At 63.7% G+C, this 13157-nt stretch carries 15 protein-coding genes; 11 read left to right on the top strand and 4 right to left on the bottom strand.

What is annotated here, in order from left to right; all coding sequences use genetic code 11:
* Positions 1 to 312: 312 nt before the first annotated feature.
* From AB4Z20_RS25680 to AB4Z20_RS25670, 3 genes are read right to left on the bottom strand one after another with little or no spacing between them, the layout of a single operon-like run.
* Positions 313 to 558, bottom strand: a complete 246-nt coding sequence (locus AB4Z20_RS25680; protein WP_442090908.1) for a cytochrome C oxidase subunit IV family protein — start codon at positions 556 to 558, stop codon at positions 313 to 315.
* Between the two features lie 12 nt (positions 559 to 570).
* On the bottom strand, positions 571 to 1155 hold the full coding sequence (locus AB4Z20_RS25675; protein ID WP_253475399.1) for a cytochrome c oxidase subunit 3 family protein: 585 nt from the start codon (positions 1153 to 1155) through the stop codon (positions 571 to 573).
* Positions 1139 to 1873 carry a CbbQ/NirQ/NorQ/GpvN family protein gene (locus AB4Z20_RS25670; RefSeq protein WP_371856181.1) on the bottom strand — a complete coding sequence of 245 codons (735 nt, stop codon included), beginning with the start codon at positions 1871 to 1873 and terminating at the stop codon, positions 1139 to 1141. The genes AB4Z20_RS25675 and AB4Z20_RS25670 overlap by 17 nt, the downstream gene beginning before the upstream one ends.
* 267 nt (positions 1874 to 2140) lie before the next feature.
* Between AB4Z20_RS25670 and AB4Z20_RS25665 the strand changes: the two genes are divergently transcribed.
* From AB4Z20_RS25665 to AB4Z20_RS25615, 11 genes are all read left to right on the top strand, one after another.
* Entirely contained in the window at positions 2141 to 3820 is a 1680-nt protein-coding gene (locus AB4Z20_RS25665) for a cytochrome D1 domain-containing protein (RefSeq protein WP_442090907.1), read from the top strand.
* Positions 3821 to 3844: 24 nt separating this feature from the next.
* On the top strand, positions 3845 to 4153 hold the full coding sequence (locus AB4Z20_RS25660) for a c-type cytochrome (protein ID WP_063320835.1): 309 nt from the start codon (positions 3845 to 3847) through the stop codon (positions 4151 to 4153).
* Positions 4154 to 4348: 195 nt separating this feature from the next.
* Positions 4349 to 4678 (top strand): c-type cytochrome, encoded by a 330-nt coding sequence (locus AB4Z20_RS25655; protein WP_024616180.1) that lies wholly within the window; start codon positions 4349 to 4351, stop codon positions 4676 to 4678.
* Complete coding sequence (locus tag AB4Z20_RS25650; protein ID WP_442090905.1) at positions 4675 to 5853, top strand: cytochrome D1 domain-containing protein; 1179 nt, start codon at positions 4675 to 4677, stop codon at positions 5851 to 5853. Before AB4Z20_RS25655 ends, AB4Z20_RS25650 begins: the two co-directional genes overlap by 4 nt.
* A gap of 2 nt (positions 5854 to 5855) precedes the next feature.
* Entirely contained in the window at positions 5856 to 6314 is a 459-nt protein-coding gene (locus tag AB4Z20_RS25645) for an Lrp/AsnC family transcriptional regulator (RefSeq protein WP_046065825.1), read from the top strand.
* Entirely contained in the window at positions 6311 to 6823 is a 513-nt protein-coding gene (gene ahbB, locus AB4Z20_RS25640) for a siroheme decarboxylase subunit beta (protein ID WP_003202513.1), read from the top strand. The genes AB4Z20_RS25645 and ahbB (AB4Z20_RS25640) overlap by 4 nt, the downstream gene beginning before the upstream one ends.
* A complete protein-coding gene (locus tag AB4Z20_RS25635; protein WP_214510184.1) occupies positions 6816 to 7259 on the top strand; it encodes an Lrp/AsnC family transcriptional regulator in 444 nt (147 codons plus the stop codon). Before ahbB (AB4Z20_RS25640) ends, AB4Z20_RS25635 begins: the two co-directional genes overlap by 8 nt.
* A complete protein-coding gene (ahbB, locus tag AB4Z20_RS25630) occupies positions 7234 to 7803 on the top strand; it encodes a siroheme decarboxylase subunit beta (RefSeq protein WP_442090904.1) in 570 nt (189 codons plus the stop codon). Before AB4Z20_RS25635 ends, ahbB (AB4Z20_RS25630) begins: the two co-directional genes overlap by 26 nt.
* A 220-nt stretch (positions 7804 to 8023) precedes the next feature.
* Positions 8024 to 9202, top strand: coding sequence for a heme d1 biosynthesis radical SAM protein NirJ (gene nirJ / locus AB4Z20_RS25625; protein WP_442090902.1), 1179 nt, complete (start codon positions 8024 to 8026; stop codon positions 9200 to 9202).
* 40 nt (positions 9203 to 9242) lie between these two features.
* Positions 9243 to 10085 carry a uroporphyrinogen-III C-methyltransferase gene (gene cobA / locus AB4Z20_RS25620; protein WP_053188029.1) on the top strand — a complete coding sequence of 281 codons (843 nt, stop codon included), beginning with the start codon at positions 9243 to 9245 and terminating at the stop codon, positions 10083 to 10085.
* Entirely contained in the window at positions 10082 to 11578 is a 1497-nt protein-coding gene (locus tag AB4Z20_RS25615; RefSeq protein WP_442090900.1) for a cytochrome D1 domain-containing protein, read from the top strand. Before cobA ends, AB4Z20_RS25615 begins: the two co-directional genes overlap by 4 nt.
* 324 nt (positions 11579 to 11902) lie before the next feature.
* Here AB4Z20_RS25615 and AB4Z20_RS25610 read toward each other — a convergent pair whose 3' ends face one another.
* On the bottom strand, positions 11903 to 13087 hold the full coding sequence (locus AB4Z20_RS25610; protein ID WP_258688270.1) for a porin: 1185 nt from the start codon (positions 13085 to 13087) through the stop codon (positions 11903 to 11905).
* Between the last annotated feature and the right edge of the window lie 70 nt (positions 13088 to 13157).

The following is a 13157-nucleotide window of genomic DNA, read 5'->3' as shown; positions in this document are numbered from 1 at the left end:
ATGGACGAGTACGAGGCTAAAAGCCGTGATCGTCAGCTTAGAGCTTTGCAGCGCAAGGCTACAAAGTTGGGTGTCCGATTGGTTGCGGCTTAAAAAAGCTTTAAGAACAAGGGGATGGATTTTGTTTGATGAGAGCTTGCTCCCGCTGGCCTGTAGGAGCTGTCGAGCGCAGCGAGGCTGCGATTTTTTGATCTTTCGCTCCAGACCCCGTTTGCAGGGGAAAGATCGCAGCCTCGTTGCACTCGACAGCTCCTACAGCGCAGCCCAGCGGGAGCAAGCTCCCTCGCCACAGGGGGGGGGGAATGTCGGGCGTCAGAGCGTGAACGAGATCGCAATCGCGAGCAACGCCGCCCAGCTCAACACCAACCGCCGCCACAATCGCGGCGCGTGACGCAGTTCCATGAAGCCGTCGGCGATCAGCCAGGCCTTGGTCACCGCGACCACCAGGATGGCGATGGACACCAGCCCGGTAGCCGCGATCTGGCCCAGGGCAACGGTGCCGGTGCTCAGCACCGCCAGCGTCATCCAGCAAGCAATCAAGACACGGGAAGTCGACATGAGCACCTCCGCTCAATCAAGGATGTAGACAACCGGGAACAGCAGCACCCAGACCAGATCGACCATGTGCCAATACAGCACGCCGGATTCCAGCCCACTGTTGCGCTGCGCCCCATAGCGACGTCGCCGACACCCTTCGGCCAGCCAGGCGAGGATCACCATGCCCAGCAACACATGGAGAAAATGAAACGCGGTGAGGATCCAGTACAAAGTGAAGAACGTGTTGTGCTCCATCCCCAGGCCGTTCGCCAACAGATGGGCGTACTCCGTGAGCTTGATCCCCACATAGCCGCAAGCAAGCAACAACGCCACACACAACAACAGTGCGGCTCGACGCGGCCGGTCCTGCCTGACTTGCTCCTGGGCCAGGGCCGCGAACAGGCCAGCGGTCAGCAGGCTGAGGGTCATCGCCAGGCCCGTGGAGCGGTCCAGCAATTGCCGGCCTTCGCTGAAAGTCTGCGGGTACAACGCCTGGGCGACGGTGAACGTCAGGATCAACAACGCGAACACCGACAACTCGGCGAGGATGAAAAACCACATCGCCAGGTCCCCGGGCAAGCGTCGGGGCACGGCAACGGTTTCAGCCAAAGTGGACATCGACCACATCCATCAGCGCGGCGACGGTCTGCGGGTCGTCACTCAATGGCTCGGCCAGGCACGCCAGGCAGGCTTGGCGCGGGTCCATGCCGGAGCCGATCATGCGCGCGGCGAAAATCAGCAAGCGCGTCGAGGCGACTTCCTCCAGGTCATGCTGATCGAGCCGGCGCAGCGCCTGCCCCAATCGCACCACCTGGGCCGCCAGGGCCAGATCGACCCCGGCCTCGCGGGCGACGATGCGCTCTTCATCGGCCACCGCCGGATAGCCAAAGCGCATCGCCACGAAACGCTGGCGAGTGCTGGGCTTCATGCCCTTGAGCAGGTTCTGGTAACCGGGGTTGTACGACACCACCAGCATGAAGGACGGCGGCGCCTGCAGTACTTCACCGGTGCGTTCCAGGTACAACTGCCGACGATCATCGGCCAGTGGGTGCAACACCACGGCCGTGTCCTGGCGCGCTTCGACCACCTCATCCAGATAACAGATGCCGCCCTCGCGCACCGCCCGGGTCAAGGGCCCGTCCTGCCACCAGGTGCCCTGGGCGCCGATCAGGTGACGCCCCACCAGGTCGGCTGCGCTCAAGTCGTCGTGGCAGGCCACGGTGTACAGCGGCAGCTTCAGGCGGTGGGCCATGTGCTGGACGAAGCGGGTCTTGCCGCAGCCGGTCGGGCCTTTGATCAGCACCGGCATGCCGTGATGCCAGGCCTGTTCGAACATCGCCTGCTCGTTGTCCTGGGGTTGATAAAAGGGTTCGTCGGGGTGCTGCAAAGTGTGGATAGCGTTCATGGCAAGGCCTGATCAGACAACACGATTGCAGGCAACGCTACGGTGCCCTGCGACAACCTGGCAAGGGCTGCGGCCGGCAAACTTGATCGCCGTCAAGCGGCTAACCACCGGCCTGGGCATAGCCTTGCACCGCACCAAGAACCTGCGCGCCGAACGTCAATTACAGCGCAGCGCGGGTCACGCCTGAGGAGAAATGGAATGCTGATCAGCCACAAAAAATCGTGGGCCCTGCGGGTCACGGCGCTGTGTACAGCGCTGGCCGCCCCCCACGCCTTCGCCGACCAAACCGCTGCGCCGGAGCAACCCCGCGTGGTCAAGACCGAAGGCGCGCCCGACCTGAGCCAGGCCGACTTCGACACGGCCAAGGAAATCTACTTTCAACGCTGCGCCGGTTGCCACGGCGTGCTTCGCAAAGGCGCCACCGGCAAGCCGCTGACACCCGACATCACCCAATCGCGCGGCCAGGCCTACCTGGAGGCGCTGATCACCTACGGCTCGGCCGCTGGCATGCCGAACTGGGGCACGTCCAATGCCCTGACCAAAGACCAGATCACGGTGATGGCCAAGTTCATCCAGCACACCCCGCCGACGCCACCGGAATGGGGCATGGCCGAAACCCGCAAGACCTGGAAGGTCCTGGTCAAGCCCGAGGACCGGCCGACCAAACAACTCAACAGCCTCAACCTGCAGAACCTGTTCTCGGTGACCCTGCGCGACGACGGCAAGATTGCCCTGATCGACGGCGACAGCAAGAAGATCGTCAAGCTGATCGAGACCGGTTATGCGGTGCACATCTCGCGCATCTCGGCGTCGGGCCGCTACCTGCTGGTGATCGGCCGGGATGCCAAGATCGACATGATCGACCTGTGGCCGAAAGAGCCGACCAAGGTCGCGGAAATCAAGGTGGGCATCGAGGCCCGCTCGGTGGAAACCTCCAAGTTCAAGGGCTACGAAGACAAGTACACCATCGCCGGCTCGTACTGGCCGCCGCAGTTCACCATCATGGACGGTGAGACCCTGGAGCCCAAGCAGATCGTCTCGACCCGCGGCATGACCGTTGACACCCAGCAGTACCATCCCGAGCCTCGGGTCGCGGCCATCATCGCCTCCCACGAATGGCCGGAGTTCATCGTCAACGTCAAGGAAACCGGCAAGGTGATGCTGGTCAATTACCAGGACATCAAGAACCTCACCATCACCAGCATCGACGCCGCGCCGTTCCTGCATGACGGCGGTTGGGACAGCAGCCATCGCTACTTCATGACGGCCGCCAACAACTCCAACAAGGTCGCGGTGATCGACTCCAAGGAACGCAAGCTCACCGCCCTGGTGGACGTTGGCAAGACCCCGCACCCGGGACGCGGCGCCAACTTCAACCACCCCCTCTACGGACCGGTCTGGGCCACCAGCCACTTGGGCGATGCCGGGGTTTCGCTGATCGGCACCGACCCGGTCAATCACCCGCAATACGCCTGGAAACAGGTCGGTTCGCTCCAGGGCCAGGGTGGCGGCTCGCTGTTCATCAAGACTCACCCCGCGTCCCGTCACCTGTATGTCGACACCACCCTCAGCCCTGACGCCAAGCTCAGCCAGTCGGTAGCGGTGTTCAACATCGACAAGCTCGACGCCGGCTACACCGTGCTGCCGATTGCCGAGTACGCCGGTATCAAGAAAGGCGCGCTACGGGTGGTGCAACCGGAATACAACAAGGCCGGCGACGAGGTCTGGTTCTCGGTCTGGAGTGGCCAGGAAGACGAGTCGGCGCTGGTGGTGATCGACGACAAGACCCTCAAGGTCAAGAACGTGATCAAGGACAAACGCCTGATCACCCCGACCGGGAAATTCAACGTCTACAACACCCAACACGACATCTATTGAGCCCCATCAATAAGAGGAAAAACCATGAAGCCTATTCTGATTGCCCTGGCCTTGACTGCCGCCTACAGCCTGCCGGCGTTGGCCCAAGACGGCCCGACGCTGTTCAAGAGCAAGCCCTGCGCGGCCTGCCACTCCATCGACACCAAGGTGGTTGGCCCGGCGCTCAAGGACGTCGCGGCGAAAAACGCCGGCGTCGCCGGAGCACAGGATTTACTCGCCAAGCACATCAAGGAAGGTACGCAAGGTAACTGGGGACCGATGCCGATGCCGGCCAACCCCGTGACGGAAGAGGAAGCCAAGATCCTGGCTGCGTGGGTCTTGACCCTTAAATAACCACCCAGAAGGGAGGCTTTTAAGAATACCTGTGGCGAGGGAGCTTGCTCCCGCTGGGCTGCGCAGCAGCCCCAATAGCAACCTGACGACTCGGTGTGTCAGGCAAACCCAAGGGGCTGCTTCGCAGCCCAGCGGGAGCAAGCTCCCTCGCCACAAAAGCTGTGCGCGACTTTATTTTCTTATCAGGAGGACGTCATGGAACGACACAGCTCTGCAACCTTGATAACCACCCTCCTCTTTGTTTTCTCCTCCTGCGTGCTGGCCGCTCCCGACAGCCAGCGCCAGGCCCAACTGCAACACCTGTTGGACCAGGATTGTGGCGCCTGCCACGGCCTGTACATGACCGGCGGCCTCGGCCCACCCCTGACCCACGAAGCCCTGGCCGGAAAATCCCGCGACAGCCTCATCGCCACCGTCACCCTCGGACGGCCCGGCAGCGCCATGCCCGGTTGGGCACCGCTGCTTGCGCCCGACGACATTCGCTGGCTGGTGGACCGGCTCCTTCAAGGAAAACCCGCCTCATGATCCGTTCTTTCCTCTCCTCCACCGCCATCGCCCTGCTGCTCTGCGGTTGTGCCCAGACACCGTTGCGCGGCACCGGCGATTTGGGCGTGGTGGTGGAGCGCGCCACCGGCAGCCTGCAAATCATTGAAAGCGACACCCGCACCGCCCTGGGCCGCGTCGAAGGCCTGGGCGACTTGTCCCACGCCTCGGTGGTGTTCTCCCGCGACCAGCGCTATGCCTACGTGTTCGGTCGCGATGGGGGCCTGAGCAAAGTCGACCTGCTGGGCGCGCGCATCGAACGCCGGATCATCCAGGGCGGCAACAGCATCGGCGGCGCAATCAGCCAGGATGGGAAGCTGATCGCCGTCTCCAACTACGAGCCCGGCGGCGTCAAGGTGTTCGACGCCCAGACCCTGGAACAGGTCGCCGACATTCCCGCCACGCCGTTGCCCGGCGGACAAAAGCGCTCCCGGGTGGTCGGCTTGGTGGACGCGCCAGGGCAACGCTTCGTGTTCAGCCTGTTCGACACCGGCGAGATCTGGACCGCCGACTTCAGCCAAGGCCTCAGCCCGCGCATCGAGCGTTTCACCGCCATCGGCCAGCAACCCTACGATGCTCTGATCACCCCGGACGGGCGTTATTACATGGCCGGGCTGTTCGGTGAAGACGGCATGGCCCAACTCGATCTCTGGCACCCGGAGCTCGGGGTGAAACGGGTACTGGGCCATTACGGGCGCGGCCAGGAGCGGCTCCCGGTGTACAAGATGCCGCATCTGGAAGGCTGGGCCATGGCCGACCAGCAAGCCTTCGTGCCTGCCGTCGGGCATCACCAGGTGTTGGTGATGAACGCCCAGGATTGGCAACAGACCGACGCCATCGCCGTGGCCGGTCAACCGGTGTTCGTCACGGCGCGACCGGACGGCCGGCAGCTGTGGGTCAACTTCGCCTACCCGGACAACGACCGCGTCCAGGTCATCGACACCCAGACCCACGCCATCGTCGCGGATCTGCGGCCAGGCCCGGCGGTGCTGCACATGGAATTCACCGCGCGGGGTGACCAGTTGTGGTTGTCCGCCCGGGACGGTGGCGAGGTACAGGTCTGGAACCCGTATCGGCTCGAGCGCCTGGGCAGCCTGCCGGCCCTCAGCCCGAGCGGCGTTTTCTTCAGCAGCCGCGCGCACAAGCCGGGGTACTGATCATGACCTCCAGCTCACTGGCCCGGCGCCTGATCGATCAATTCCAGCATGGCCTGCCGTTGTGCGCCGAGCCCTACCGGGCCATGGCCGAGACCTTGGGCTGCAGCGAAGCCCAGGTCATCGACTGCCTGCAACACCTGCAAGTGGCCGGGACCTTGTCACGGGTCGGCCCAGTGTTCGAACACACCCGGGCCGGGGCCAGCACCCTGGCCGCCCTGGCCGTGCCCGAAGAGCGCTTGCACCAAGTGGCGGCACGCATCAGCCAATACCCGGAAGTCAATCACAACTATGCCCGCGAACATCGCTACAACCTCTGGTTCGTGCTGACCGGCCCCAACCGCGCCCACCTGGAAAACATCCTCCAGGAACTGGAGAACGACACCGGTCTCACGCCACTGGACCTGCCCATGCTGACCGCCTACCGCATCGACCTGGGCTTTGCCCTGGAGGCCACCCCATGAAAAACGCCCTGAGCGAACAACAGTCACTGGCACTGCGCCGTTTGCTGGAAACCGGCCTGCCCCTGACATCGCGTCCCTTCCAGGCCCTGGCCGAGCAGATCGAGGCCAGCGAGCAACAGGTGCTTGAACAGGTGCAGCATTGGCATGAACAGGGGCTGTTCCGCCGTGTCGGCCTGGTGGTCAACCATCGTGCCTTGGGCTTTGCCGCCAACGCCATGCTGGTGCTGGACGTGCCGGACGCCTTGGTCGATGAAGTCGGCCGACGCCTCGGGCAAACCCCGGGCATCAGCCTTTGCTACCAACGCCCCAGGCGCCTGCCCCAGTGGCAATACAACCTGTTCTGCATGATCCACGGTCGCCAGCGTGACCGTGTCGAGGCCCATGTCCAGGCGCTGCTGGAAGAACACCTGCTGGACGACCTGCCCCACCAGTTGCTGTTCAGCACGCACCTGTTCAAGCAATGCGGCGGACGTTTCGCCGCCCCGGCCGGAGCCCGTATCGATGGATGACCTCGACCGTCGCCTGATCAATCGCCTGCAACTGGGCCTGCCGCTGGTGCGTCACCCTTGGCAGGCCCTGGCCCAGGAACTGGACAGCAGCAGCACCGAATTGCTCGACCGCCTGCATGAGTTGCTCAACGACGGTGTACTCACCCGCTTCGGCCCGATGTTCGACATCGATCGCCTGGGCGGTGCGTTCACCCTGGCGGCGCTGGCAGTGCCCGAGCCGCGCTTCGAGACCATCGCCGAGCTGCTCGCGGACATGCCCGAGGTCGCCCACAACTACCGCCGCGAGCACACCTGGAACATGTGGTTCGTGCTCGCCTGCCCCAGCGAACAGGCGATCAACGACACCCTGCTGCACATCGAACACCTGACCGGCCTGGTGCCGCTGAACCTGCCCAAAGAGGAGACCTACCATGTCGGCCTGTATTTCCCCGTCTGAGTCTTTGTGGCAAGCGCCGCCACGGCTGGATGAAACACCCTTGGCGCTGCGCCTGGTGGAACTGACCCAGGCCGGCCTGCCCTTGCTCGAAGACCCCTGGGCCTGGCTGGCCGAACAACTGGAACTGAGCGTGGAATCCACCCTCGACCTGCTCAAGCGCCTGCAGGCCGACGGTGCGATCCGCCGCATTGCCGCCGTGCCCAATCACTATCGCCTGGGCTATCGCCACAACGGCATGACGGTCTGGGACGTGGCGGATGCCGATATCTCGCGTCTCGGCGCCCTGCTGGGGGCGCAGCCCTTCGTCAGCCACTGCTACCGGCGCCCGCGCCGGCCCGGCTGGCGCTACAACCTGTTCGCCATGGTCCATGGCCGCAGCCGCGAAGAAATCGACAGCTACCGCGAACACCTGCGCTACCTGCTGGGGGACGCCTGCGCCGCCGATGACATGCTGGTGAGCAGCCGCATCCTGAAAAAAACCGGCCTGCGCCTGACACCTGTGGGAGCAAAGCTTGCTCGCGAAACTGGCGCGTCGGTTTTATGAAGGACCGCACCGGCTTCATCGCGGGCAAGCCTTGCTCCCACGGAGCGACTTATGTTGAGGATCAGCCGCATCCTGAAAAAAACCGGCCTGCGCCTGTCACCTGTGGGAGCAAAGCTTGCTCGCGAAACGGGGGCGTCGGTTTTATGAAGGACCGCATCGGCTTCATCGCGGGCAAGCCTTGCTCCCACCAAGCCTTGCTCCCACAACGAAGGATCGCCTTATGTTGAGGATCAGCCATTACCTGCGAGCCCTGGCCGGGCATTGCCCCGCCCCACGTGTCGCGCCACCGGGCAGCAGCCGCCCGCCGGTGGTGATCTGGAACCTGCTCAGGCGCTGCAACCTGACCTGCAAGCACTGCTATGCAACGTCAGCCGACAGCGTGTTTCGCGATGAACTGGACACCCCGGCGGCGCTCCAGGTCATCGACGACCTGCACGATGCCGGCGTGCGCGTATTGATCCTGTCCGGCGGCGAACCGCTGCTGCGCGAGGATCTGTTTCAACTCAGCACTTATGCCCGCGATAAAGGTTTTTTCCTCGCCTTGTCCACCAACGGCACGCTGATCGACGCTTCCAATATCGAACAGATTGCAGCGGCCAACTTCGATTACGTGGGCATCAGCATCGATGGCCTGGAAGCGACCCACGATGAATTCCGTCAGCTCAAGGGCAGTTTCGCCAGCTCCATGGCGGCCATCCGGCTCTGCCGTGAACAAGGCATCCGGGTCGGATTGCGCACCACCCTCACCCAGCAAAACCATCCCCAGTTGCCGCGCTTGCTGGACTTGATGAATGAGTACGACGTACAGAAATTCTACCTGTCGCACCTCAACTACAGCGGCCGGGGCAAGCGCAGTCGCAAGCTCGATGCCCATCAGCAGATGAGCCGCGGGGCCATGACCCTGATCTTCGAGCGGGCCTGGCACGACATCGAACAAGGCCGCGACAGTGACTTCGTCAGCGGCAACAACGACGCCGACGCAATCCTGTTGCTGCAATGGGTATCCCGGCGCCTGCCTCAACACTACGCCGCACTGGAGCAGATGCTGCGGGCCTGGGGCGGCAACGCCTCGGGTAGTGGTATCGCCAACATCGACAATACCGGCGAGGTTCACCCCGACACGTACTGGTGGCAGCACTCGGTGGGCAATGTCCGCCAGACGCCATTCAAGACACTCTGGCTCGAGCGCCCCGAAGCCCTGCTGCTGAAGCTGCGCGAACACCCACGGGCCGTGGGCGGTCGCTGCGGGCAATGCCGCTGGCTGGCGATCTGCAACGGCAATACCCGCACCCGGGCCTGGGCCGACGGCGACCTGTGGGGCCAGGACCCCGGCTGCCATCTCAGCGACGAAGAAATCGGCTTGCACGCGATCCCCAGCGTTGCGATGCCCTGCGCCTGATCTACCGACGGCGAACCTGATACCGAACCAAGGAAGTCCCATGCCTGCCTCCATCGTTTTGCCCGCTGCCCTGCAAGCATCCTTCAGACCGGGTGAAGTCGCCCTGGTCGGCGCCGGCCCCGGTGACCCGGGCCTGCTGACATTGCGCGCCTGGAGCCTGTTGATGCAGGCCGACGCGGTGGTCTACGACCGCTTGATCAGCGCGCAATTGCTCAGCCTGATCCCGCTGACCTGCGCCCGGCACTACGTCGGCAAGGCCGCCGGTTGCCACAGCCTGCCCCAGCCACAGATCAACGAACTGCTGGCCGACCTGGCCGACCAGGGACAGCGGGTGGTGCGACTCAAGGGCGGCGATCCGTTCATCTTCGGTCGCGGCGCCGAGGAGCTGGAGTATCTGCTGGCCCGCGGTATCGATTGCCAAGTCGTGCCCGGCATCACCGCCGCGGCCGGTTGCAGCACCTATGCCGGCATTCCCCTGACCCATCGCGACCTGGTCAATTCTTGTCGCTTCATCACCGGTCATTTGCAACGCGAAGGCGACTTGAACCTGCCCTGGCAAAGCCTGGCGGATGACAGCCAGACCCTGGTGTTCTACATGGGCTTGTCGAACCTCGGCACCATCGCCGCACAACTGATCGCGGCGGGCCTGGCGGCTGATACGCCGGCGGCGCTGATCAGCAACGGCACGCGCCCCGACCAGCAGGTCCTGCGCGGCACCCTCCAGCAATTGCCGCAGATGGCGCTGGCCTGCGCCGAAGGCCTGCCGACCTTGACGGTGATCGGCAAAGTGGTCGGTTTGTTTGCCCATCAAGTATTGGAGCATCCGGCCCGCCTGCACCCGGCCCTACCGCTCCAGCCAAGTATCGCGAGGGTCGCCTCATGAGAATCGGCTGGCTTGCCCCATTGCTGTGGATCGGTGCTGTCCACGGCGCCACGGTGCCGGAACCGGACCTGGCGTTGGCCGAACAGAACTACCAGCAACACTGCCAGCAATGCCACGGGGTGAATCGCATCGGCGCCGCCGGGCCGGCGCTGTTGCCCCAGAGCCTGAGTCGGATCAAGCCCGACGAAATCCGCCAGGTGATCGAAAATGGCCGCCCGGCCAGCCAGATGGCGGCGTTCGGTGCGGTGCTGGCGCCTGCGCAGATCGATGGTTTGACCCACTATCTCCAGCGTCCGCCCGCGGTCGAACCGACCTGGAGCGAGGACGACACGCGCCGCAGCCATCGCCTGCTGGCGGATGTCGCCAGCCTGCCGGATAAACCCCAGCACCACGCCGACCCGCTGAACCTGTTCGTGGTGGTGGAAGCTGGCGATCATCACATCGATATCGTCGACGGCGATCGCTTCGAGGTCCTGGCGCGCTTCGCCTCACATTTCGCGGTACATGGCGGACCGAAGTTTTCGCCGGACGGACGCTTCGTCTATTTCGCCTCCCGGGACGGCTGGATCAGCCTGTATGACTTGCACAACCTCACGCTCATCGCCGAGGTGCGGGCCGGGCTCAATACCCGCAACCTGGCGGTGAGCAAGGATGGGCGCTGGGTGCTGGTGGGCAACACCCTGCCCGGCAACCTGGTTGTGCTGGATGCCCGCGACCTGTCGCTGGTCAAGACCGTAGCAACGGTGGGGCTGGACGGCCAGGCGTCGCGGGTCAGTGCGGTCTATACCGCGCCGCCGCGCAACAGCTTCATCGTCGCCTTGAAAGATGTGAAAGAGGTCTGGGAACTGTCCACCGGCCCGAACCCGGACTTCGTGCCCCGGCGGATCGAGGCCGAGGATTACCTCGATGACTTTTCCTTCTCGCCTGATTACCGGCAATTGCTCGCCACCTCCCGCAAGGCCCAGGGCGGCCAGGTGATCGACCTCGACACGGGGCGGATCGTCACCGACATCGCGCTGCCAGGCATGCCGCACCTGGGCTCGGGGACCTATTGGAAACGCGATGGGCACTGGGTGTTCGCCACACCCAACATCAGCAAGGGGCTGATTTCGGTGATCGACTTCGACACCTGGAAAGTCATCAAGCAGATCCCTACCCTGGGGCCGGGTTTCTTCCTGCGCAGCCACGTCAATTCCCGCTACGCCTGGACCGATGTGTTCTTCGGCCCGGACAACGATGCCATCCACCTGATCGACAAACAGACCCTGGAAATCGCCCACACCCTGCGGCCCATGCCCGGCAAAACCGCCGCCCACGTCGAGTTCACGCGCGACGGCCGCTACCTGCTGCTGAGCATCTGGGACACCGATGGCGCGCTGATCGTCTACGACAGCAACACCCTCAAGGAAATCAAGCGCCTGCCCATGAACAAGCCTTCGGGCAAGTACAACGTCGGCAACAAGATCGAGTTCGCCGAGGGGACGTCACACTGAAAAAAAGGGGGCTGATGCGCAGCCCCAATAGCAATCAGCCCTCAGGGCCGCTTCGCACCCCAGCGGGAGCAAGCTCCCTCGCCACAAAAGCGATCGGACATCCTGTGGGAGCGAGCTTGCTCGCGATAGCGGTGAGTCAGTCAACATCCATGCCGACTGACTTGACCCCATCGCGAGCAAGCTCGCTCCCACAGGGTATGTGCGCAGCCAAGCCAGCTCATCGACCATGGGGTTGTCTATCCGTGGCGAGGGAGCTTGCTCCCGCTGGGCTGCGCAGCAGCCCCAAAAACCGACCTGACACACCTCAGTTGGAAGGAGTCACCCTTACCAGGTGAGCACCGCCCCCACCGCAAAGGTGTCGGTGTCTTCGTTCTGGGCGCTGGTGTCGTGGCCGTTGATTTCGAACTGGTTGTACTCGGCCACGAGCTTGAGGTTGTCGTTGATGTCGTGGAACAGCGCGATGCCACGGGTTTCGTAATCGGCGCCACTGCCCACCACGCCGTTGCCGTCGTCATCGGTCTTGCCGTAGGACAACGCCAGGCGGTTCTTGCCCAGCTTGTAGGAGCCCTGCAACAGGTAGCCCTTGCTGTCGACATTGCGCAGGGTGGCTTCACCGGCGTTGTTGGTGAAGAACGGGTTGATGCCCTTGGCCTGGAACCCCGAGCCGGTCAGCGACAACCCGCCCATCTTCGCCTGCACGCCATACCCCAGGCCCTTGGAAGTGACCGATTCGACAGTGGAGTCGGTGTTGTCCGAGGTCTGGTAGCTGCCGTTAAGCCAGCTGTAGATCTTCGCCCCGCCCAGGTCGAACTGGTAGGTGATCTCGCTCTCGGTGCGCGGGTTTTCCTGGTAGGCCTTGCCGGTGGCGCTGTTGTCGTTGGTGTCCACCGGGTCCATGATCCCCACCGCCACGCGCAAGCCCTCCATCACCGGCGTGCGGTAGGTGATCTGCGAGGTCGGGAACGGGTACGGATAACCGCTGCCGATGTTGCCGAACGAAACGCCACCGCCGTCCACCAACCCCAAGCTGTCACTGACCTGACCGTAACCGGCGAGCAACTCGTCCAGCAGGATGTTGGAGCGGGCAAACAGGCCGAAGTCCTTGCCGATCAGCACCTCACCCCACTCCGGGTTCGCCACGGTGCCGTAGAACTGGCGCACGTCGATGGCGGTGTCGGTGCCATTGGTTTCACTGTCGTTGATGGTCACCCAGAACGAGGCCCGGGCACCGAGCTTGAGGTCATCGACCTGCTTGCCCATGTTGAAGCCCAGGTAGTTGGGCAAGAAGCCCATCTTGACCCGTGCCTGCCGACGGTCGTACTGCTCACCCGCGCGGTCGACGTCGCTGTTGACGTAAAAGGCGTTGATGTAGCCGTCGGTGGAAAAGGTGGTCTGGTCCTTGTCGTACAGCATGATTTCGGCGTTGGCCCAAGGCATCAGGCCCAGGCTCGAAACACCTGCGATGACCGCAGGCAAAAAACGTTGGCGGGTATTTTTATTGTTGTGCATGGCGCGCTCCGCAACAGGGGACGGGATGTCGGAGGCGATTATCGAAAGGCGCCCGGGCGCGTCATACGCT

This window comes from Pseudomonas sp. KB_12, assembly GCF_052114545.1.
Taxonomy (GTDB): Bacteria; Pseudomonadota; Gammaproteobacteria; order Pseudomonadales; family Pseudomonadaceae; genus Aquipseudomonas; species Aquipseudomonas brassicacearum.
Note: the sequence above shows the minus strand (reverse complement) of the source record. Positions and strands in the feature narration are given on the sequence as shown.

Excerpts from the sequence above, each read along its gene's own strand:
- AB4Z20_RS25680 (WP_442090908.1), bottom strand. The coding sequence starts at position 558 with ATGTCGACTTCCCGTGTCTTGATTGCTTGCTGGATGACGCTGGCGGTG.
- AB4Z20_RS25675 (WP_253475399.1), bottom strand. The coding sequence starts at position 1,155 with ATGTCCACTTTGGCTGAAACCGTTGCCGTGCCCCGACGCTTGCCCGGG.
- AB4Z20_RS25670 (WP_371856181.1), bottom strand. The coding sequence starts at position 1,873 with ATGTTCGAACAGGCCTGGCATCACGGCATGCCGGTGCTGATCAAAGGC.
- AB4Z20_RS25665 (WP_442090907.1), top strand. The coding sequence starts at position 2,141 with ATGCTGATCAGCCACAAAAAATCGTGGGCCCTGCGGGTCACGGCGCTG.
- AB4Z20_RS25660 (WP_063320835.1), top strand. The coding sequence starts at position 3,845 with ATGAAGCCTATTCTGATTGCCCTGGCCTTGACTGCCGCCTACAGCCTG.
- AB4Z20_RS25655 (WP_024616180.1), top strand. The coding sequence starts at position 4,349 with ATGGAACGACACAGCTCTGCAACCTTGATAACCACCCTCCTCTTTGTT.
- AB4Z20_RS25650 (WP_442090905.1), top strand. The coding sequence starts at position 4,675 with ATGATCCGTTCTTTCCTCTCCTCCACCGCCATCGCCCTGCTGCTCTGC.
- AB4Z20_RS25645 (WP_046065825.1), top strand. The coding sequence starts at position 5,856 with ATGACCTCCAGCTCACTGGCCCGGCGCCTGATCGATCAATTCCAGCAT.
- ahbB (WP_003202513.1), top strand. The coding sequence starts at position 6,311 with ATGAAAAACGCCCTGAGCGAACAACAGTCACTGGCACTGCGCCGTTTG.
- AB4Z20_RS25635 (WP_214510184.1), top strand. The coding sequence starts at position 6,816 with ATGGATGACCTCGACCGTCGCCTGATCAATCGCCTGCAACTGGGCCTG.
- ahbB (WP_442090904.1), top strand. The coding sequence starts at position 7,234 with ATGTCGGCCTGTATTTCCCCGTCTGAGTCTTTGTGGCAAGCGCCGCCA.
- nirJ (WP_442090902.1), top strand. The coding sequence starts at position 8,024 with ATGTTGAGGATCAGCCATTACCTGCGAGCCCTGGCCGGGCATTGCCCC.
- cobA (WP_053188029.1), top strand. The coding sequence starts at position 9,243 with ATGCCTGCCTCCATCGTTTTGCCCGCTGCCCTGCAAGCATCCTTCAGA.
- AB4Z20_RS25615 (WP_442090900.1), top strand. The coding sequence starts at position 10,082 with ATGAGAATCGGCTGGCTTGCCCCATTGCTGTGGATCGGTGCTGTCCAC.
- AB4Z20_RS25610 (WP_258688270.1), bottom strand. The coding sequence starts at position 13,087 with ATGCACAACAATAAAAATACCCGCCAACGTTTTTTGCCTGCGGTCATC.